Below are 19,965 nucleotides of genomic sequence, written 5' to 3'. Positions count from 1 at the left end.
ACCTGCATTCCGTAGCGGAGGTTGTGGAGGAAGTACTGAGGGTCTAACGCAGACCGACCGGATCCGCGGCGCGTTTGCTGGGCACCGACGAACGGGAGGCGATGGTGCGCGATGTGAGCGCCTGCCTGCTCAGCCACGCGTGCACACTGTCGGCGCGTGTTAACACGATTAATGGGTCGCGACCCCTGAGCCATCACGAGCTTGCTCCGGCTGGTGGCTTTTCAGAAGCGAAGCGAGGAACGCCCGGGTCTCAGGATCTGTGGAATATATGCGAGTGGCTCGGGTGCTGCGGGTGAGTAGCACCCGGTAGATGTTGAGGGCGAGCGGCAGGTATTGATGCGGCGGCAGACCCTTGAGGGCATCGTCGTGGCTTTCGCCGGGCCGGGCCTGCCAGGTGCCGTCGCGGTAGACGAGGTCTGGGCCGATGATGACTCCGCCGTATTCATATTCCAGACCCTGGGCTGTATAAATGCAGCCGATCTGCCGGTGACCTCCCGGGTGAGTTGCCCAAAAGTTGCGGTGTGGTGCCAGCGGGGGAGTGCCCATGGCCTTGGCGGCGTTCCAGGGTGCTTCCCAAAGTCGTTGCTGTCCGGTTGCATCAATCCACCGAATCGCTACTTCCGGGCGGAGTGTGGACCTGTCGCGGTTCCAGGGCCAGCAGAAGCCGGCAGCGGTGCGTGCGCGGGCTCCTGCAACCGTGTGGTAATCGATCCAAGCTTGGAGTTGGGCAGGGTCGTCGGCCAAGGCAAAGTCGAAGTCGCCTCCTGCCCACTGTTGCGGGGTGTCGTAGAGCAACTGGTCAACCCAGTTCGCGTAGGCTCGCGACCCATTGCAGCGAAAGCAGCCGGCCAAAGTCAGGTGGTGTACGGCGGCACCGTAGGCGGATGCCATCTGTCGTATCTCTTCGACCGTAAAACCTTCGTTGGGGCGGATGATCTGCCGCTCGTCCAAGAACAGCAGAAGTATGGGTACCTTGGACATGATCTGTTGCAGCAGCCGTCCACCATCTGGTCTCGGAAACCGCTGGCCCTCATCCAAGACTGTGATCCTGGAACCACGAATGGCGTGTGTGATCATCTCTCGGGGAAGAAGGAAAAGATCCGCTGCTGCCCGGTCGCCTGCGGCTTCGCGTAGTTGCGCGATAAGCGTGCCAGAAGGGCTGACGTAACGAGGCTCCAACCCAGGCTGCCGCGCCAGATACGCCAGAAGCCGAGTCGCTATGACGGTCTTGCCGCTGCCGGGACCACCCATGACCGTGATAACAGCCCTTTCACGCCGCTGCTTGGCCTGGTTAACAGCTCGCTTAATACGCAGAAAGGCCTCCTGCTGGTCACCGATCAAGGTGAAGGACCGAGCAGACTCGAGCATGTCGGCCACGCTGTCCAGAAGGCGCCGGGTTGGAGCCCAGCGAGTGCGTTCGAACTTGGTGATCTGGTGGTCACCTGGGGCGTGCAGATCAGCGGCGAGCAGTCGTTGAGCCAACAACTTCCTAGGTACTCCTGCCCCTAGGTCTTCCCCGCTCAGAACCGGGATCTTGTTGGATGGGTCGGGCTGTGGACCTGCCTGCAGTTCTTTAACCTCGGCGCTGGTGGCGTTGTGAAGGAAGACCAGTCCACGAACGGTCACCGTTGCCGAGCCGGCCTCGAACCACTCTCTGATGAACGCCAGGTAGGCGGCTACCTGTACGACAGGATGAGAAACCTCCATACCGTCTGAGCGGCGAACCAGCCGGTCGGATAGGACCTGTGTCTCTGTCCACTGTTTAAGCTCAACCACGATAAGGGCGGGGGTGCCATGCTTGGTCTTTCCTAGTAGCAGGGCGTCGAAGCGACCAGCGCCACCGGGAGTTCCGTACTCCAGGTAGATCTGCATCTTTCCTAGACCCGCCCGCAACAGCACATCAACCAGCGGAGGCCAACTTCGATGCCAACTGTGGTGCTCGGCATCACTGATCGAGCCGAAATTAGCAGCCTCGTACCGCTGAACGCAGCTGGCGTAAAAAGAGGGCTGGCCCAGCAACTGCGCCAGCTCTCCAACCCGACCACGCCAGACACAACGGACCTGCTCGCCGGACGTTGAAGTCATGGGTGCGCTTTCCGCGCGACATGCTCGCGATGCCAGGCGAAATATGGGCGGCTGTCCTCATTGAATTCCGTGCAGTCCTGCCTTAGCGTTCTGGCGACGGCCTCTTCCAGGCCTGGCTCGCTCTCTGCTGCCGCGGATGCGTGAATCGTGCCGTCGTCACCCACGTAGAGGTATCCGTACTCGAAAAGCACGTCGCAACCGAGCACGCACGCGGCCATAATGTTGGCCAGGTCTCGCCGCTCGTCAAAACTGCAGTCCCGTCGCCTTTTGATATGAGCGGTGTGTATTACCTGCGACGGCAAGATCCGCCTGCACAGCGCACACTGCAAACGCTTCGCCTTGCCGAACTTTTTGGCGCGTAGCCGCTGTTGTTCCCTGCGAATGAATGTGCGGGCTCGCTGGTCCAGCGCACCGTCGATGTCCAGATAGCGGTCCGCTGGGTCGTCAAGCGTGTCGGAGTCCGCCGCCTCACCCGCGGTGGAGTCGATGAGTAGATCGACGGCGTCCAGAGCCTGCTGCAAGACTGGTGCGCCTTGTTTGTTCGCGGACAGTCGCAGAGCCTCCATGGCCCCGGGGCCGAGCATGTGGCCCTTGACGTTCTCCTGGATCTCGAGGATGTCCAGGCGTACCCGGTGTGGGTAGACGTCGTCCGGCCACACTGGGGCCGTGTCCTGGTACACCGCGCCGGAAAGGCGGGCCACCACCAGTTTCTCAAGACTGGCGTCAGCCCAGCGGCCCGGCAGGACGCGGGGATTGGGCCCCTGATGCCCCAACATCAGATAGTCACCCGCACGCAGGCTCTCCAGCACTTGCTTGGTGCCACCGCGGTCGACGGTCTCCGATCGCCAGCCCCAGATCGACTGCTGGATACCGATGTCCAAGTTCCCCTGCGAACGAGCAGGCACGTAGACCATGGCCGTAAGCAACTCCGGCCCCCTCGCCACGCGACGACCCCTCGAAGGAGTTCTGGTGGTGGCGCTCGGCTGCGATGAACTTGCGGTGGGGAGATCAGCGAGCGGAGGACCCATAGAGGGATTATCCGGCAATCAAATTAAATACCGCGAGTCGGACATATTAGACAGCAGGGGCGTGTTTGGGTCATTCGTCCTCGATCTCGCCCTGGCTCGACTCCTTCAACTCGACTGCCACGTAGGTTTCGCCACTGGTCCGGTGGTCCAGCCCGGCCGCTCGATGTCGGCGCGTCTTGCGGTGAGCGGTGCTTGGTACCCGAGGACCCCCATCTCGTGTGGTATAGGGGTGCGCCAAAGCGGCTGTACGACGGGCCGGCAGCCATGTGATCGGGTGCCTACTGCCAAGACGACGTCGTGTACATCACGCGGCATTGCATTCGCTGACGTATACGGACATGATCCCGGCAGCGTCGCGGTTCGCTGCCTATCGTCCGGCTATGACGATGTGGCCACGACGAATCGGTTGGGTTCGCGCAAGACGATCCCGGCGCCATCAAGATCGGCGATTCGGACGGACAAGGCGGGCCTCGGCGAGGCGGCCGGGAGGCATCGCTGAACTTCAGGCCGTCGAGGGCCTTGTCGTCGGGGTCGAGGAGGCAGAGACGTTCGCGTGCTTCGGCGAGGGCGGCTTGCCAGATCTCCGGGGTGAGATCGCTGCGGAGGCGGATGAAGAACTCCTCGACGCGGCAGAAGTTGCGGAGGTGCGGCTACGACCCAAACAGTTCCTTGGCGTGGTGCGGGCCAGGGGAGCTGTCGCGGCAACGAAGCAACTATTGGCCGACCCGCGGCACACCTCCTACGGGTTTGAGAAGCTCTGAAAGATGGGTGAGCTGCAGAGCAGCGTCGAATTCGCGGTATGCCTGCCGTGGTTCAGAGAGCTCTTCAGCGACGGCGTCGACCAAGGCGGCGCGCAGACCATGCCCCGGGTCATCCATGACCTGTATGCCGAGTCGGGCCGGGGGTTATTGCTGGTCAAGGCGGTTGCCGAGGAATGGGGCATGGAGCCGGATGGTGGCGGCGGCACCTGCACCTGGTTCGAGTTGGAGCTCTGAGGCGGGGGAGATGCGTCGCGGTCCTGGGATAGACGCTCCGATCCCCCCTCCGGACCCCCGAGGAAGGTACTCCAGGGCCGCGGCTTCACACCACCTGGGTTCTTAGCTCTTTAACGAACAAGCTCGGCAAGGAACTCCTGGGTCTCCTCATCCACCGAATAGAGCACTGTGCCGACCATGCCTCGGGTGAGCAGGACCTTGTAGGTGTTACGGATCAGACGATCGGCCTGCTCGTCTGTGATGCCGTTCTTCTTGAGCGCCGGGTCCTTGCTGGCGGAGCGGACAGTGATCAGACGTCCGTTCCGCCAGAGGAGGTCTGGGCCGATGATCACGCCGTTCCAGTCGTATTCGAAACCTTGCGCGGTGTAGACGCAGCCGATCTGCTCGAAGCCGCCATCGGCGGTGGCCCATAGCGCGCTGGGAGGGAAGTTGCCCACGCCCCGCTCACCCTTGACGTTCCACGGCCGAACCCAATCGCCCACCTCGACGTCCAGGACAAGCGTGTCGTCCTTACGCGGATTGCTCCACGGCCAGCAGAATCCGGCCGTCATCCGTGCGGAAAAGCCGGCTTGGAGCCGGGAGTGCAGCACCGCCTCCAGTTCGTACGGGGATTCCGCGGACGTGACCTCGAAATTCTCGTCACCGGTCCAACGCTGCGGACCGCCGTCACGCAGACCGAGCAGTCGCAGCACCCATTCCCCGTAGGTCCGGCTGCCGCCCGCCCGGAACTGACCGTCCAACGGCACTACTTCCACCTGGAGCCCCTTGGCCTCGGCGTACCTGCGGGATCTGCTCAACGGAGCCGATCTCGCCGGGACGTACGATCTGGTGCTCGTCCAGCAGGAACACCGGCACACGGGCCGCATCTATGAGCTCGTCGACCTGCGGACGTCCGGTGCGCAGCCGAGCGGGGGTGTACTGGTTGGCCGAGACCTCGCGGATGCGGTGGGCCTCGTCGCAGATGAGTACGTCGAGGCCATTCTTGCCAGCCTCCATGAAGTTGTTGAAGTACTTGAACAGGTTCGCCGCCCAATGGTCTCGATCCTGCCTCCCGCAGCCCGGGTCGGTGGGTCCGGCGCTCCTGCGGAGGCTGTTCGGCAGGTCCTACGGGAACTGACCGACCCGGATCACCCAGGGCTTGCGCGGCCGGACGACTCCGTACCGGAAGACCCATGGCGACCGAAATCGCCAGGCCACCACATCGAGTCGGAGAGGTCGCCGGTGAACCCACACAACGGGACGGTGTAGCTGTGGGCGTCAGCTGGGTCGACCCGATCGGTCCCCCAATCGTGGGCGCGTCGAGGCGCGGTGGCGGACATGGTCTTCCCGCGATTGTTCCGCCCGCTATTCGGTGACTGTGAAGGCGCACCAGGAAGACCAGGCCGAGACCGCGTTCCCGTCCTCGGCGCGGACGCGGAACTGGTAGGAGCCGGGTGTCAGCGTCCCTGGTGCGAGGCCGGCGCCGAACACCAGGCCGCTGGGCCAGACGGGTTCGGTTTTCCGAATCAGCGGCTCCTGCCCTGGGTGGCCGATCTCGAAGGTCGCGCTCAGGTTCGGGTAGGTGACGCCGATGATCGAGGGGGTCGGGTTGGCGGCGAAGCTCAGGCTGTTACCGGTTCTCACGGCAGGATCGCCGCTCTCGGCTCCGCACTGTTGGAATCCGGAGTAGGGGCCGGTGGAGATGCGCAGCGTGTCGGGGACGCTCGGGGTGGGCACCGCGTTGGAGGTGTCGACGGTGAACGCGCACCAGGGCAGCCACTCCGAGACCGCCGCCCCGTCCTCGGCCCGCGCTCGCACCCGGTAGGCACCGTCGGTCAGCACGCCGTCGGGTACCTGGAAGCGCGCCGATGAACCGACGAAGGTCACGCTCTGGGTGAGAAGGGGTTCTCCGCTCGAGCGCGACACCTCGAAGGTAGCCCGCAGGTTCGGCCGGTCGGCGTTGTAGGCCGGGGCGCCGCTGCTGACGCCGAAGACAGGGTGAGTGCTCCGCGCCAGTGGCGTGGTCATGCTCTGGCAGGACTGCGGGGCCAGTTCAGGAGAGGAGGCCACGTACAGACCGACCGGCGCGTGCGGCGCCAGCGGATTCGACGGCGTCGGTGTCGGTGTTGGGGTCGGTTTCGGCTTGTGGGACGGGTGCTTGGTCGACGACTGATTCGCCGGGTTGCGGAGAGTCGTGGACGGCTGCCGCATGTTGCTGTACTCGTGCGCGGTGGGGTGCGAGACGATCGACGTGCTCGTTGGAGTGGCGGCTGCGACGGACACCGCGGGCACGAGGACCATTCCGGTCACGAGCGCCGACACGACCGCGAGCCGGCACTGCCGTACCGCGCCCCATCGACAGGGCGGCATGGTGGTGGGGTGTTTCGTCTGGTGCATGGGCGTGCGTCTCCGTTCGCGGGCCGAGGGGAAGCCCGCGAAGGCAAGTAGACAACGCCGCCCGACCAAGGTCACCAGGTGGCGGGCAGCCGTAAGGAGTCGTTCATATCTTGGGTCCACGGAAACGCAGTGATTCCGGCCAACCCTCCCCATCTGCCCGGGGAATCCGGTGCCGGGACCGGCTACAACGCGACGCTCCGGCAGTGAACACCGCGCGCTCAATCCGCGGGTTCGGGATTCAAGTCCCTGATGGCGCACCCGCCTGACCCGGGCGTCCTCGATGTACCGAGAACGCCTGAACTCCTACTGTCTGCACGGCTCCGATGAGACCGCGAGGTGCCTACGCACAGGACGGCACCCTGTGCCCGCGTTCAGGTATACGCGGGGTGTTAGCCCGATTGACCTGCCGATAGGTTCACCGTCATGAGCACGCGATTGATCGCCGTGATGGCGCTGTTCTGGCTCGTGGCGGGCTGTGGCGTCGTGAACTCGGCGGTGCACGGATACCACCGCTACACCGACCCGTCCGTGGCGATGGCGCCGACCATCAAGCAGGGGCAGACCTTCGACGCTCGACCTGTCAGCGATGGCAGATACACGCCGAGGCGCGGAGAGATCGTCGTGTTCATGATGCCGAGCTGGGACGGCGGCCGCGGGAAGCCATTCGTCAAGCGGGTGATCGCCATCGGTGGAGATCGCATCGGCTGCTGTACGACCGGCGGGTCCTTCACGCTCAACGGCACCGCCCTGTCCGAGCCCTATCTCTCGCCGGGTACCCGGGCAGCGGAGCAGCCGTTCGGCCCCGTTACCGTCCCGGCGGGCCGGATGTGGGTGATGGGAGACAATCGGCTGGCCTCGGCGGACTCACGCTTCCACATCAGCGATGCCGATCACGGCACAATCCCCGCGGCCGGGGTCATCGCAATAGCCGTCCTCAAGTGACCAGAGGCAAGGCCTCCCCCCGGACATAGCGGAAGGTCACCCGTCACGCCCCGTACAGAGCCGATCGCCCGGGAACAGATCTTCGATGGCCTGCTCAACAGACTCGACGGGCAGGCCTCGTGAGCCAATTGATCAGGGAGGACACCGGCAGGGTGGTCAGAAGCTGCTGTCTTCCTTGCGGGCGCGTTGCCATGCCGCTTCGAAGTCGTCGCGGCTAATCTCCAAGTCCTTCAGCTCCGGGTCGAAGAGGTCCACTACCGGCGGGTTGAAGGGCCAATCATTCGGATCGCTCTTGACTGCGCCCCCATCCTCGGCGAGCTCCACCTGACGCAGCCGGCGCCCGTCAGATCCGATCTCCATCAAGTAGATCGCTGGATCCACATCGTCTTCGCCGTCCCAGCGGCGCCGCAGATAGACAACGCTTCGGTCTGCCAGCGCCCCGAACCCGGGCATGCTCCGTTGAGCCTCCCGCTTGGCGCGCAAGTCGTCCAGGCCCGCGGGCATGGTCGGCGCGTCGGCGTCGACCTCGTCCAGGTCCCAGCCTTTGGCCTGGTCGACCGCTTCCGAGCCGTCGACCACCTCGACCTCGGCGATAGCCGATCGCGCGTGGACCCACCACCACACACCGCCCATGCCATAGTCATGAAGGACCAGGAAACGCTGCCTGGACCCGGCCTCATCATTAGTCATGAGCGCCAGTCTCCTCCTCGCTGGATGGGTGGCGTTCCGGCTCGGGTTTGGGGCGTGGTGGCCCGAGGTGAACTCCCGTGCCGAATGGCGAGACGGCACCGCCCGGCAAGCCGGCCCTGGACGGCCGTCCTGGTGCTACGGCAACTTCAGGCAAGGCCCGTGCCTCACAGGTGGGCAGCCGCAATGTGGGAGCGTCTCGCCGAGCACCTGGACCGAGTCTGGCCGGACACCGATCCTGCAGGAAGTCTCTAAGTAGCCGCGATGTTCGTGGGAGTTGCTCGCCTGTTCAGCTCTCGCGCTTCAGTTTGCGCCAGCCACCGGCCCGGTTGTTGGCGATGATCTGCTTGAACATGGCGGTGAGGGCGGGCGCGTTGATGGGTTCGTCCTGGTGGAAGGCCACCGTGCGGGCAGTTTTGTTGTCATGTCCGCCGGTGATTATGCCTTGAGGGTCAGGGACGATGGCGCCGTCGTAGAGGAACACGTTGACGTGATTCTTCGCCGCCAATAGCGCGCAGATATTGCCCTGCAGCACGAAGTACGGGCGGTTGGTGCGCTTGATGCCAGGCCTATCTGGATGCCCCGCGCGATCACCGCGAACGTCCGCTCATGCCGCGGTGCGCTCAACGAACATCGACTCGGCTGTCAGCCGCTGCTGCCCAAAGTGCCTGCGCTGGCCTGTCCTGATAGTCGGCTGAGAACACGGTGAAGGCGGCACTTCCGACCTGGCCGGCGGCGTTGATAGGGGTAAGACGGCCAGCGCGGCCACAACGGGGGAGTTCGTCATGAGCCTCATCGGAACCCTGCTCGGGTATGCCTTGACGGCGTTCGTATTGCTGCTGATCGCCCGGTTGGTGCTGGACTGGGCGGGCGTACTGGCCAACAGCCCTCGGTGGGTGAGCCGGGCCCGCGCGCTGACTCATGCCTGGACGGAGCCGGTGATCTCGCCGGTGCGGCGGGTGCTGCGGCCGGTGCGAGCCGGCGGGCTGTCGATCGACCTGGCGTTCACAGCGGTATTCGTCGTTGTGCTGATCCTGCGCTCGATCGCCTTCAGCCTGTAGCCGCAGCCTCGCGAGCGGCCGGCAGCTGAGACCCACGCCAGTTGGCGACGTCCACTTATGCCGCTGGTCGAGTGGTGCCCGCTCGCCGGACCACGCCGTCCGACTCTGCCGAATAGCGGATGCGCCCGCTGCGGTGGTGCTGTGGCGGTTCGTGGAGGCGGGGTGCGCCGTGGACCTGCTCGGCGATGGCGCTCGCTCATCGGGTGGTCATTGCTCGTCGCCGCCTGGTCACCCATGCTGTCGACTGCTCTAGGCTACGTGGCCGTGGGTGAGGTGTCTGGGGCGGGGATCGTGCGGCATGAGCCGCGGTACGACGGGTTCGTGGCGGCGGCCGGGCAGCGGCAGGAGGTGGCCGAGGCCATCGACCGGCACGTTGCCGTGCACTTCGGGCCGGTCGCGTTCGTGCTGCACGAGATCGCCTCGCACCTCGTCGGTGTGCACGTCTACGTGGTCGGCCCCACCGCGGAGCGGCCGAACCAGACGCTCGTCACATTGGGGATGAGCGAGCGGCCGATGACTGTGCCCGAGGGGCATGGAATCAGTCCGTACGCGGAGCTGATGCTGTGCCTCCCCGCGGAGTGGCCGCTGACGCAAGCGGCCCTGCAGGACGAGCGGACGGGGTGGCCGGTACGGGTGTTGAAGCAGGTGGCGCGGTTGCCGCACGAGTACGGGACGTGGATCGGCGAGTGGCATTCGGTACCGAACGGAGATCCTGCGATGCCGTACGCACCTGGCACGCCGTTCGCCGGGGTGGTAGTCACGCCGATGCTCAATGTCCGACCGGAGGCGCGGACCATTGACGTCGGGGACGGGACGCAGATCGAACTGCTCGCGCTGGTACCGCTGCATCCGGCCGAGGTCGGGCTCAAGGTGTCGCAGGGCACGGACGCGCTTATCGCCGCACTCGACCATGGCGGAGTCAGCCAACTGCTGGACCCGACCCGACCGTCGCTCGTGTGACACCGAATGCACGCTGTCGGCAGGCCGGCGCGGCGGGCCGCTGCCTGTCCGGTGCGGGCAAGGTTGATCGCCATGGAGGGCTGCCCGAGGTAGATGCCTTGGTGACTGATCGCGGCCATGATCTCGCCGCACAGGGCGCTGTCGCCGGCCGATTCTGCGAGCGAGAGCGCCTGGAGGCGGTGCTGCTGGGCGAGGCCGTGCTGTTCGGCGTCATAGCTGAGCCATCCGGCAAGCTGTGCGAGTTCGGCGCCGGCGAGGCTCCGGCCGACCTGGTCGCTGTAGCGGCCGTGTTTGAGTAGCGGCGCGACCTCGGTGTCCAAATAGTCGACCACGGCTTTTCGGAGGCGGGCTCCGCCCAGCCGGTTATCCAGTTCGAGGTAGGTGCGGGTGACGCCCCGGATCGCTTGGACCTCGGCGGACCCGACGCCTCGGAGGCCCTTGCCGATGGGCGGCTCTGCGGGCGGGCTGGTCAGCCAGCGCAGCGCAGCGGTGGCACCGCGTCGACGCTCCAGCAGCCACTCGGGAAAGTAGGAGCCAGAGCGCCATCTCCGTGGACGCAACCGCCGGACTGCAACGGGGAGTGCAGCTGGAGGTCTCGCCAAGGATTCGCCTGCTGTGGTGTCATGGATCATGGCAGGCGAGATCGTGGCGGCCCGCCTCAGGCGGCAGGACGCGGCAGAGTTGATCGACGCGGTGGTGCTCGGTGCGGCGACCGCGCCGATCTGGGTGCCGATGGTGCGGGACGGAATACGCAAGCATCGGCAAGGCCAGGCCGACGCGTCGAAGGAGACGCATCCGCAGGCCGCCACCTGGACACCGCCGAGCCGCCAAGCGGTGCTGAAGTGGCTCTTCATGCCGCACAATCCGCTGCCCGAAACGGCCGCCGAGCGGTGGCTGGCCCTGATCGCCCTCGGTTATGAGACCGTCCCGCCGATGCTGTGGGGCCGGACCCCGGGGCAGCGGGCGATGGGGCTGCGAACGGTGACCGCGCGCGACGGCACCCGGCCCGGGCTGCGCATGCTCGCCGGGACGCTTGGGCTGCGGGTGCTGCGCCGCTCCCAGCCCGACGCACTGAGATTCGGGACCGCAATAGCGGACCTTGGCACCTGGATGATCACCCGCCCACGGCGGCCGTGGAGGCACCGGCTGATCGGGATTGTCGTAGTGGACGATCCCGGGAACAACCGTACGCCCGCATCTCCGGGGCTGCGCTGATCAGGTAGGTGGGCCGCGTGGCATAGGCAAGCCGTCCGATTGGTGATCTCCTACGAATGCGCGCCACATGCCGCGGGTCGCCAGACGCACGCGGCCGGGTGGAATGGGCAGGCGGGCTGGCCGAACGCGCTCCGGTCGGCCCGCGGCGTACGTAGGGCTAGTCCGGATCAGAGAGGCGTCTGGGAGCCACCGGTCATGCGGCTCGGCGAGCGAAGACGCACCGCCGTTCAGGCGTCACGGCGTTTGAGGACCGCGCCGCCGGCCAGCAGCGCCCCAAACGCCCACAGCGCTAGGACGCCGAGGCCTTTCCAGGGACCGATGACAAGATCGCCGGTTGTGGCCTGCGCCGCCAGCCCAGCGCTCGCCGGCCCGATCTGCTGCAGGTGCTTCTGCCACGCCGGGTCGGTGACCACGCCGGTGACGATCGGCAAGGCGTACAGGAGGGTGAGGACGACGCTGATCGCGGCGGCCGGGTTGCGGACCGCAGTGGCGGTGCCGAGGCTCAGCAGGCCGACGAGGACCAAGTACAGCACCGAGCCGACGGCCGGGCGCAGGACCAGGTCGTGGGTGGGCAGTAGGAGCCGGCCCACGATGAGAGACCCGGCGACGGCGACGGCCGCCGCGACCGCTACGACGGCGGCGACGACCACCGCCTTGGCGGCCAGGACCCGGCTCCGGCGTGGCACGGCGGTGAGCGTGACTTTGACCATGCCGCTGCTGTATTCGTTCCCCATCACCAGTACCGCGAGGATCGCCACGACCGCCTGACCGAGTTGCACCCCGGTGAGGCTCAGCTTCGGCAGGTCGGCGCCGCAGCCCGGCCCTGAGCAGGCGGCCGCGGCCGCGCTGACCCCGACCGTGCCGGCGACGACGACGACGAGTAGCGCCAGGGTGCCCGGCGACGTGCGCAGCTTGGTCCACTCGGCGTGCAGCGCGAACGTCATGCGTCCCTCCGGCGGAGCATCACCGCGGCGGCGCCGAGGGCGAGGGCGGTCCACCCGGCAAGGACTGCGAACCCGGCCCAGGGCGGGAGCGGGAAATACCCGTTGGGCGGCGTATAGAGGTTCGCCACCTGCGGGTACTCCGGGGCCGCCTGCTGCAGCGCGAACGCCGCCGCCGGGCTGACCCGCAGCAGCCACTGCGCCGCGTCGGTTGGCAGGACCGTCATGGCGAGCAGGTACGGCAGGACGATCACGACGACAGCGGTGGTGACGGCGGTGACGCTGCGCCGCAGCAGCGAGCCGAGGCCGAGCGCCAGGATCGCGGCGACGGCGAGCAGGGCGGCGGTGCCCGCCACGATCCGCAGCTCGGCCGGCGTCGACGCCGGGTGGACGTACACGCCGTTGCTGCGCAGCACCCGCTGCCCGAGGACGACCACGACGGCCGCCGCGATGAGGCCGGCCGCGAACGTGACGGCGCCGACGACGACCGCCTTCGCGGCGAGCACTCGGATCCGGCCGGGGCTGGCGGTGAGGGTCGTTCTGATGAGCCCGCGACGGTACTCCGCAGTGACGAACATGGCGCCGACGACGACCACGACGATCAGGCCGACGAAGGTGCCGACGAGCGTCTGGGTGACGGACGCGCCGGTGCCGGCGGCGCCGGGCACGGCCGGGGCGATGTCGCCGGAGCCGGTCACTCGGAAGACGTCGCCGTCCCGCACGAAGCCGCTGTCGCGGATCGCCGGCCCGTTGCTGGACGCGCCGATGCTGTCGCGTTGCCAGGCCGCGCCGGTCCAGCCGCCCTGCGGCGCGAGGTGATCGAAGGTGCCGGTCGCCTGGCTCGGTCCGCCCATGGCGCCGGACATCAGCGATTCGTTGACCTCCTCGGCGTACTGCGGGGACGTGACGAACAGCCCGACCTCGACGGTCGCCGGCAGGCCGGCCGGCCGGGCGATGCCAACGGTGGTCCAGCTGCTGCCGTCGACGGACTCGGCGCCGGTGACGGTGTCGCCGGTGCGGGTGAGCCGCAGCCAGCGCGGCGCGGTGGCGGTGACGGCGCTGGGGCTGCCGGCGATGTCGTGGGTGTAGTCGTGCTGCATCCGCACTCCATGGTCACCGGTGACCATGACCGCGGCGTAGCTGGAGCCCTGACCGGTGCCGGCCTTGACGATGAGGCCGGCCTTGGCCCACGGCACGACGCCGGGCCGTGGCTCGTCCGGGTTCGGGCCCGGCAGCAGGCCGGTCAGTGCGGTGACCCGCACGGTGATGCTGCCGTCCCCGGCGAGCGGCTGGTGGACGAATGCGAAGCTGTCGGTGACCTCCTCGCCGCCGGGGCCGACCGGCAGCACGCACTCGGAGCCGGGGCCGTGCTTCCCGCAGGAGCCCTGCAGGCCCGGCAGGAGCCCGAGCGCCATGATGACCCCGGCAGCGGTGACGGTGCCGATCACCCAGCCGCGTACGGTGCGGAACTTCGTCCATTCGGCGCGTAGCGTCTTCGCGAACGCGTTCACCGCACCTCCCCCGGGGTCGCGGCGCGGTACTCGACGGAGTCGCGGGTGAGCTCCAGGTAGGCGTCCTCCAGCGTCGCCCGGTGGGCGGCAAGCTCGGAGAACGGCACGCCGTGGCGGTTGAGCAGCGCGACGACCGTCTCGGCGGGCAGGCCGGCGACGGTGAGCGTGCCGTCGCCGGCGGGCGTGACGGACGCGCCGGCCTCAGCCAGTACCACTGCCGCATCCGCCGTGGAAGAACGCACCGTGATCCGGCCGCCCGACACGGTCGCCAGCAGTTCGGCGACGCTCGCGTCGGCGATGACCTTCCCGCGGCCGGCCACCACCACGTGGTCGGCGGTGTCCTGCAGTTCGCTCATCAGGTGGCTGGACACCAGGACCGCGCGCCCCTCCGCAGCGAGGGCCCGCAGGAAGCGGCGCATCCAGATGATGCCTTCGGGGTCCATGCCGTTGAACGGCTCGTCGAGCATGAGCGCCGGCGGGTCGCCGAGCAGCGCGGCGGCGATCCCGAGCCGCTGCCGCATGCCGAGCGAGAACCCGCCGGCCCGGCGTCGGGCGACGGACAGCAGCCCCGCCTGGTCGAGGACCTCGTCGACCCGGCGCGCGCCGAGACCCTGGGAGTGGGCGAGCCACAGGAGGTGGTTGCGGGCGGTGCGGCCGGGCTGCAGGGCGGCGGCGTCGAGGAGCGAGCCGATGTGCCGCAGCGGGTTGCGGAGGGTGCGGTACGGCCGCCCGGCGACGAGGGCCTCGCCGGCGTCGGCGGCGTCGAGGTCGAGGACGACCCGCATGGTGGTCGACTTGCCGGCGCCATTCGGCCCGACGAAGCCGGTGACCTGCCCGGGTCGGACGGTGAACGTCATCCCGTCGAGGGCGCTGGTCGCGCCGAACCGTTTCCGTAGTCCGTTCACAGTAATCATGGGTCAGGTTCTACGCGGGCGGTGGTGTCAGCCCGGTGCCGCCGGACGACACCTGGATGCCACCGTCGACCTGGCATCGTTGTGGGATGCGCGTGCTGGTGGTGGAGGACTTCGAGATTCTGGCCCGCACGATCGGGACCGGGCTGCGCCGCGAGGGGATGGCGGTCGACGTGGTCCTCGACGGCGACGACGCGCTGGAACACCTGGCCGTCACACGGTACGACGTGGTGGTGCTCGACCGGGACCTGCCCGGCACGCACGGCGACGACGTGTGCCGGCGGATCGTCGCCGCGCACCAAGGTAGCCGGGTCCTCATGCTGACCGCGTCGAGTACGGTCAAGGACCGGGTCGACGGGCTGGGCCTGGGCGCCGACGACTACCTGCCGAAGCCGTTCGACTTCGCCGAGCTGGTCGCCCGGATCCGCGCGCTGGCCCGCCGCCCCACCACGCTGGTACCGCCGGTGCTGGAATGCGCGGACCTGACCCTCGACGCCGGCCGGCGGGTCGCGTCGCGGGGCGGGCGGCGGCTGGACCTCAGCCCGAAGGAGTTCGCGGTGCTGGAGTGCCTGCTAGCCGCGGCCGGGCGGCCGGTGCCGACGGAGGAGCTGCTGGAGCGGGTGTGGGACGAGGCCGCAGACCCCTTCACCACGGCGGTGAAGACGACGATCCGCCGGCTGCGGGCCAAGCTCGGCGATCCCCCAGTGGTGCACACGGTACGTGAGGGCGGCTACCGGATCGGCGAGCCATGATCCTCCGCCGGCGGACGCTGCGCACGCAGCTCATGCTGCTCTACGCCGGCCCGTTCTTCGTATCGGGCGCGGCGCTACTGACCGTGCCGCTGCTCGGATTCAACGAGACCGAGCCGGCCGGCACCGTGCCCGCGCCGGAGCCGGCCCAGGTGGCGCAGTTCCCGTTCGTCACCTGGTCGGTGTCCCTGGCCGCGCTGGTGTTGGTGTCGATCGGGCTGGGCTGGCTGGTGGCGGGCCGGTTCCTGCGGCCGCTGCGCACGATCACAGCGACTGCGCAGGATATCTCGGCGAGCAACCTGCACCGCAGGCTGGAGCCCACCGGGCGTACCGACGAGTTCGCCGAGCTGGCGGTAACCCTCGACGAGCTGTTCGAGCGCCTGGAGGCGGCGTTCGCATCACAGCGGCACTTCGTGGCGAACGCGTCGCACGAGCTGCGCACGCCGCTCACCGCGGAGCGGACCCTGCTGCAGGTCGCCCTCGCCGACCCGGACGCGACGGTCGAGTCGCTGCGGGCCGCATGCCGGGAGGTGCTCGCGCTGGGCGCGGTGCAGGAGCGGCTGATTGAGGCGCTGCTCACCCTGGCCAGCGGCGAGCAGGGGGTGGAGCGGCGAGAGCCGTTCGACCTGGCCGAAGTCACCCGAGGGGTCCTGCTGTCCCGCCAGTCCGCTGGTGTGACGGTCGAGACGGCGCTCGAAGCGGCGCCGGCATCGGGGGATCCGCGGCTGGTAGAGAGCCTGGTGGCGAACCTGGTCGACAACGCGTTGCGGTACAACGTGCCGTGCGGCGGGGTCGAGGTGGCGACCGCGACCGTCGAGGGCGGGGCCCGGATCGTTGTCCGCAACTCGGGCCCGGTCGTTCCGCCAGAGGAGGTCGACCGGCTGTTCGAGCCGTTCCAGCAGCTTCACGGCCGGCGGATCCGGCATGGCGAAGGGCACGGTCTAGGCCTGGCGATCGTCCGGGCGATCGCCGACGCGCACGGCGCGGCGCTGGTCGCACGGGCCCGGTCGGGCGGGGGGCTGGACATCGCGGTCACGTTTCCCTGAAGATCGCCAGGACGTGGGTCAGGACGACTCACGCGAAGACTCGGTAGCGGTGTAATCCGGGTCCATGTCTGAGGCGGACCCGCCGCGGCCCGGTCCGCCGGCGGACCGGCGTGGTGTTGAACCTGGTTTTCCGCTCACCTTGAAGGTCGCGTGCGGGCCAAGAGCGTCAACGAGCAGGTTCCGCTCAGCCGCCGGATACCCGATTCCCAAGTCCAAATCACTGGTCTCGAGGTTGGTCTGGACCCCAGCGACCCGACGTCACGCGGCGTACGACCGGTCCACTCCTGGATCTGCTGTGCCGCCTTATCGCGGGTCGCCAGCAACCGCTCGTCCTGCCGACGCCGCGACTCCCAGAATGTCTCGGCCCGCGCGAATTACTCCGGTGAGAAGTCCCCCGGATCGGCCCAGCCGACGGCCAGGACAGCGTCTAGATCCAACTGCGTCTCGGTCACTAATCCGTGGTCAGCCATCCCGCCAGCGTAGCCACCCACTTCCCACCAGCCCCACAAGTTCACTGAACCAGTCGCGCCATGGTCGCCAGCGAGGGCGTCAACATCCTGCTGCCTGACTCCGCGACGCACGATGCCGAATTCCGCGCCGTGCAGGTGCGGCAAGCCCCTGTGGACCGACCCGACAGTCCTACCGTCAAACACCATCGAATACCCCGCCGAGGGCATCCGCGCCTACCTCACCGGCAGCGCCCTGTCCATGGCTGGTGACCCCCGGCCTGAATCCGGTAGGGGGCGGCCCGGATGTACTTGCATGGGGGCGGGCGGTTGCCGGCACGCGGCAGAGAATGCCACACGGATCAACGCTGCTGATCCCTGTGGAACGCCCCGTCATCGCCACCACCGCTGGCGGCCTGGCCGAACTCGTCACCGATCAGACCGGCTACTCCGCCCGCCCGGCCGACCCCGCATCTTTGGCCGACGCGCTCGCCCGGGCACTGGCTGCCGACACCGCCGACCGGGCCCGGCTCCGTGCGGCAGGCCGACACCTGGCCGCCACCTACGACTACGACCGCATCGTCCACCGCTTCCTGTGCGACATCGCGCCTTGGACGATGCGCACCGGGCCTGCCCACTACCGCACGGGTCATGTCACGGATCAGTCCACATAACCGGGTGGTTCCGGCGAACCGACTGCCAGCCCCCACACTTCCTCGGCGACCCGGGCAGCCGCCTTGGCCTGGGCCACCGCGGGCTCACCCCAGCCCAGCACCCTCGGGGCCTCATCCAATGAGCGGGTCTTCGCCTCTGTCGATCCGATGACCGAGATTGCTCGGCACCGGTCGGAGCCGCCCGTGCCGGTGACCCGGACTCGCGCGGACGTACCTGCCGGACTTGAGGGGCTCGTCATCGAACTCCTGGCCAAGGAGCCGGCGCGACGACCTGTGGACGCGATTTCGGTCGGCGATCGGTTGATGACCTACGTGGATAAGTTGCCACCGCTGCCGGGCCTCATCGACCGCTTCAGCACTCCGCTCCACCTGTACGCAACGGCCCTTGAGCGCATAACGCGCCAGAGGAGCCGAACGTGAGCGCCTGGGGCGGCACTGCCGCCGCCGGTTCAGGCGGCGGCAGTGCCTGGCGATCTCCTTGTCAGCGGCAGACGCCGGTATAGCTGCGAGGCCCGCTCATGACGTGGGGCGCGCGCTCGCGCCGAATTGCTCGATGCCGATCACGGGGCGGAGGACGCGCTTCATGTCCGGGGTGGCGAACGCCTTGCGGAGCACGTCGTCTCCGAGCGCGTTGCCGATCGCGGCCATGATCATGCCCTGGTCGAGCGAGAGGTAGAAGGGCGAGACCGCGCCGGTTTCGACGTTCACTGAGTCCGCGAACCCCCACTTTGTATAGACACGAGTGTTCTGCATGAGCTTCGTCAGATTGGAGATGGTCTCGGCTGGACGGTTGCGCAGCGCCAGGAAGACGGCGTGCGGTGTCACGACGCCGTTGGTGTACGCGCTCGGCGAGGGATCAGGCTGCGCCGGCCGCCCGGGGCAGCCGGAGAAGCCATGGTCGACAAGTGTCCTGTCCTTGTTTGACGGGTAGCCGTTCGGGTCCATCCCAATGGCGTCGACCCCGTACGCGGAGTAGTCGCCCTCGACAGAGCCTGCGGGAACCTCGGGAACGTTCGCGGGCGAGAAGCCCCAATAGCCGTACCGCGCCTCGTGCTGCCCGTGGTAGATATGCGCGTCGATGGTGAGCGGATGGTTGATTCCCCAGCTGCGCGGTGCCCACTGCTCCTCGGGCACGAACAGCGATGGCATCAGGGCTTCGAACATGCTGCCGCCCCAGGACGGCGTCACGCGCATGCCGGCATACGGGTAAGCGCCCTCGAAGACGTCCACGCCGAGGTACCTGCGCCAGACGCCGATCGGGCGGGTCTCCTGCCAGCTCCAGTCACAGGTGTCCGGGAAACTACGCCAGGCGCCGTAGTACTCCTTGGGCGGCAGTTCGCCCTTCGCGATGCCGATGTAGCTGGCGATCCGGCTCTCGCTGACGATCGTGTCGTAGCAGCACGCCGACTTTCCCGTGTCGGGCTCGTAGTGGAAGAGGATCCGGTTGACGTCCGGGCGGTAGTAGAAACCGAAATTCATGGAGTCGTAGATCGCCTCGGCGCGGGAGGCGAGCTCTGGGACGCTGTTGCGCAGGATCCGCAGGCCGGTGGCCAGCCACCCGTTGTCCACCGACGAGAGGATCGGGGTGAGGGGCGCGCCGCTGGGCGGCCAGGTGGTGAGCTTCGTTCCCGTGCTGTAGTCGTACCAGTTGTAGAACTGGCCGCTGGGCTGGTGGCGCTCCATCCGCTCCAGCGTGCTGATCGTCTTCGACATACGGGCGACGGTTTCGGCGTGACTGATGATGCCGAGCCGCTCGGCGGCGACCGCACTCCACATGTAGGCGCCGATGTTGGTCGTCGAGGTCTGGCGGCTGCGCGTGCCGTCGTCGCGAAGCCTGTCGGTCGGCAGGCCGGTCTTGGCGTCCGTCATGGCGACGAAGGACGCCCACGTGTCACGCGCGTAGCGGTCCAGCGTCGCCGCCGTGGGCTTCGCCGACCCCACCGCGGCCGTCGCCGGCGCCTGCACCGCAGGCATGAGCAGGAGGAGCAGCGCGGCGAAACCCGCCAGGCTGACGATGTGACGTAGAGATGTGATCTTCATGAGCCCTCTCTTGGGGACGGGCGCTTGATCTGCGGGCTTCTACCGCCGTGCCGCACTTAATTCGAGGCGACCTGGAAGGTGTCGTGCAGGCCGCCTGCTCAAGCGCCGCCGTGCGACCTCTTTGTCTTGTTCATCCCATTCGTCTCTCCCGCTTGTGGACCGCGGCCCGAGGGCGCCCCCACCTTTGATTCCGGCTCGTAAACCCGGTAACGGCCCGAAATCACCCAAATCGCCCAAAGTAAACGGGACTCGTTTGTTTTCGTCAAGGCCCAATAAGGCCGCCGCGCTGGACAGCGTG

20 protein-coding genes and 1 pseudogene are annotated in these 19,965 nt (G+C 67.8%); 9 read left to right on the top strand and 12 right to left on the bottom strand.

Annotation, left to right across the window (positions count from 1 at the left end; genetic code table 11):
- Window positions 1-168: 168 nt before the first annotated feature.
- Together HKK74_RS24695 and HKK74_RS24690 are read right to left on the bottom strand one after the other, a co-directional pair.
- Entirely contained in the window at window positions 169-2,085 is a 1,917-nt protein-coding gene (locus HKK74_RS24695; RefSeq protein WP_187245716.1) for a DNA/RNA helicase domain-containing protein, read from the bottom strand.
- Complete coding sequence (locus HKK74_RS24690) at window positions 2,082-2,999, bottom strand: hypothetical protein (RefSeq protein WP_187245715.1); 918 nt, start codon at window positions 2,997-2,999, stop codon at window positions 2,082-2,084. Before HKK74_RS24690 ends, HKK74_RS24695 begins: the two co-directional genes overlap by 4 nt.
- A 494-nt stretch (window positions 3,000-3,493) precedes the next feature.
- Here HKK74_RS24690 and HKK74_RS24685 point away from each other — a divergent pair, with 494 nt between their 5' ends.
- The gene (locus HKK74_RS24685) at window positions 3,494-3,874 is read left to right on the top strand and encodes a hypothetical protein (RefSeq protein WP_187245714.1); all 381 of its coding nucleotides are present in this window, start codon (window positions 3,494-3,496) and stop codon (window positions 3,872-3,874) included.
- A gap of 3 nt (window positions 3,875-3,877) precedes the next feature.
- Complete coding sequence (locus HKK74_RS24680) at window positions 3,878-4,108, top strand: ATP-binding protein (RefSeq protein ID WP_187245713.1); 231 nt, start codon at window positions 3,878-3,880, stop codon at window positions 4,106-4,108.
- Window positions 4,109-4,218: 110 nt separating this feature from the next.
- Here HKK74_RS24680 and HKK74_RS24675 read toward each other — a convergent pair whose 3' ends face one another.
- The 3 genes from HKK74_RS24675 to HKK74_RS24670 all read right to left on the bottom strand — a co-directional run bounded on the left by HKK74_RS24675 (window position 4,219) and on the right by HKK74_RS24670 (window position 6,484).
- A complete protein-coding gene (locus HKK74_RS24675; protein WP_312881724.1) occupies window positions 4,219-4,863 on the bottom strand; it encodes a DNA/RNA helicase domain-containing protein in 645 nt (214 codons plus the stop codon).
- Window positions 4,775-5,104: a DNA/RNA helicase domain-containing protein gene (locus HKK74_RS41030; protein ID WP_281397997.1), complete on the bottom strand. Its 330-nt coding sequence runs from the start codon at window positions 5,102-5,104 to the stop codon at window positions 4,775-4,777. Before HKK74_RS41030 ends, HKK74_RS24675 begins: the two co-directional genes overlap by 89 nt.
- 348 nt (window positions 5,105-5,452) lie before the next feature.
- Entirely contained in the window at window positions 5,453-6,484 is a 1,032-nt protein-coding gene (locus tag HKK74_RS24670) for a hypothetical protein (protein ID WP_187245712.1), read from the bottom strand.
- A gap of 423 nt (window positions 6,485-6,907) precedes the next feature.
- On the opposite strand from HKK74_RS24670, the gene lepB reads away from it, so the two are divergent.
- Complete coding sequence (lepB, locus tag HKK74_RS24665) at window positions 6,908-7,426, top strand: signal peptidase I (RefSeq protein ID WP_187245711.1); 519 nt, start codon at window positions 6,908-6,910, stop codon at window positions 7,424-7,426.
- A gap of 156 nt (window positions 7,427-7,582) precedes the next feature.
- Here the strand turns inward: lepB and HKK74_RS24660 are convergent, their stop codons facing one another.
- A complete protein-coding gene (locus HKK74_RS24660) occupies window positions 7,583-8,116 on the bottom strand; it encodes a hypothetical protein (RefSeq protein ID WP_222722694.1) in 534 nt (177 codons plus the stop codon).
- Between the two features lie 286 nt (window positions 8,117-8,402).
- Window positions 8,403-8,675: a DUF1801 domain-containing protein gene (locus HKK74_RS24655; RefSeq protein WP_187245774.1), complete on the bottom strand. Its 273-nt coding sequence runs from the start codon at window positions 8,673-8,675 to the stop codon at window positions 8,403-8,405.
- A 223-nt stretch (window positions 8,676-8,898) separates the two neighbouring features.
- Between HKK74_RS24655 and HKK74_RS24650 the strand changes: the two genes are divergently transcribed.
- Together HKK74_RS24650 and HKK74_RS24645 are read left to right on the top strand one after the other, a co-directional pair.
- Window positions 8,899-9,174 carry a YggT family protein gene (locus HKK74_RS24650; RefSeq protein WP_187245710.1) on the top strand — a complete coding sequence of 92 codons (276 nt, stop codon included), beginning with the start codon at window positions 8,899-8,901 and terminating at the stop codon, window positions 9,172-9,174.
- Window positions 9,175-9,438: 264 nt separating this feature from the next.
- Window positions 9,439-10,134, top strand: coding sequence for a suppressor of fused domain protein (locus HKK74_RS24645; protein WP_222722692.1), 696 nt, complete (start codon window positions 9,439-9,441; stop codon window positions 10,132-10,134).
- 65 nt (window positions 10,135-10,199) lie between these two features.
- On the opposite strand, the pseudogene HKK74_RS42180 reads toward HKK74_RS24645, so the two are convergent.
- A pseudogene (locus tag HKK74_RS42180) lies at window positions 10,200-10,766 on the bottom strand (NsdA family TPR-like regulatory protein); the annotation flags it as partial.
- Between HKK74_RS42180 and HKK74_RS24635 the strand changes: the two are divergent.
- Complete coding sequence (locus tag HKK74_RS24635; protein WP_187245708.1) at window positions 10,765-11,349, top strand: RDD family protein; 585 nt, start codon at window positions 10,765-10,767, stop codon at window positions 11,347-11,349. The pseudogene HKK74_RS42180 and the gene HKK74_RS24635 sit on opposite strands and share 2 nt — an antisense overlap.
- Window positions 11,350-11,576: 227 nt before the next feature.
- On the opposite strand, the gene HKK74_RS24630 is transcribed toward HKK74_RS24635, so the two are convergent.
- The 3 genes from HKK74_RS24630 to HKK74_RS24620 are packed head-to-tail and all read right to left on the bottom strand — an operon-like array spanning window position 11,577 to window position 14,715.
- Complete coding sequence (locus tag HKK74_RS24630; protein WP_187245707.1) at window positions 11,577-12,293, bottom strand: ABC transporter permease; 717 nt, start codon at window positions 12,291-12,293, stop codon at window positions 11,577-11,579.
- Window positions 12,290-13,801: an ABC transporter permease subunit gene (locus HKK74_RS41560; RefSeq protein WP_187245706.1), complete on the bottom strand. Its 1,512-nt coding sequence runs from the start codon at window positions 13,799-13,801 to the stop codon at window positions 12,290-12,292. The genes HKK74_RS24630 and HKK74_RS41560 overlap by 4 nt, the downstream gene beginning before the upstream one ends.
- Window positions 13,798-14,715 (bottom strand): ABC transporter ATP-binding protein, encoded by a 918-nt coding sequence (locus HKK74_RS24620; protein WP_187245705.1) that lies wholly within the window; start codon window positions 14,713-14,715, stop codon window positions 13,798-13,800. The genes HKK74_RS41560 and HKK74_RS24620 overlap by 4 nt, the downstream gene beginning before the upstream one ends.
- A gap of 86 nt (window positions 14,716-14,801) precedes the next feature.
- Between HKK74_RS24620 and HKK74_RS24615 the strand changes: the two genes are divergently transcribed.
- From HKK74_RS24615 to HKK74_RS24605, 3 genes are all read left to right on the top strand, one after another.
- The gene (locus tag HKK74_RS24615; RefSeq protein WP_187245704.1) at window positions 14,802-15,464 is read left to right on the top strand and encodes a response regulator transcription factor; all 663 of its coding nucleotides are present in this window, start codon (window positions 14,802-14,804) and stop codon (window positions 15,462-15,464) included.
- Entirely contained in the window at window positions 15,461-16,507 is a 1,047-nt protein-coding gene (locus HKK74_RS24610; RefSeq protein WP_187245703.1) for a sensor histidine kinase, read from the top strand. Before HKK74_RS24615 ends, HKK74_RS24610 begins: the two co-directional genes overlap by 4 nt.
- Before the next feature lie 796 nt (window positions 16,508-17,303).
- Complete coding sequence (locus HKK74_RS24605) at window positions 17,304-17,627, top strand: glycosyltransferase (RefSeq protein WP_187245702.1); 324 nt, start codon at window positions 17,304-17,306, stop codon at window positions 17,625-17,627.
- Window positions 17,628-18,143: 516 nt separating this feature from the next.
- Here HKK74_RS24605 and HKK74_RS24600 read toward each other — a convergent pair.
- The gene (locus HKK74_RS24600) at window positions 18,144-19,667 is read right to left on the bottom strand and encodes a glucoamylase family protein (protein ID WP_187245701.1); all 1,524 of its coding nucleotides are present in this window, start codon (window positions 19,665-19,667) and stop codon (window positions 18,144-18,146) included.
- Window positions 19,668-19,965: the final 298 nt, after the last annotated feature.

Origin of the sequence: Actinomadura alba, assembly GCF_014323705.1 — a bacterium.
Lineage (GTDB): Bacteria > Actinomycetota > Actinomycetes > Streptosporangiales > Streptosporangiaceae > Actinomadura_C > Actinomadura_C alba.
This window is presented reverse-complemented; position numbering and strand designations above follow the sequence as displayed.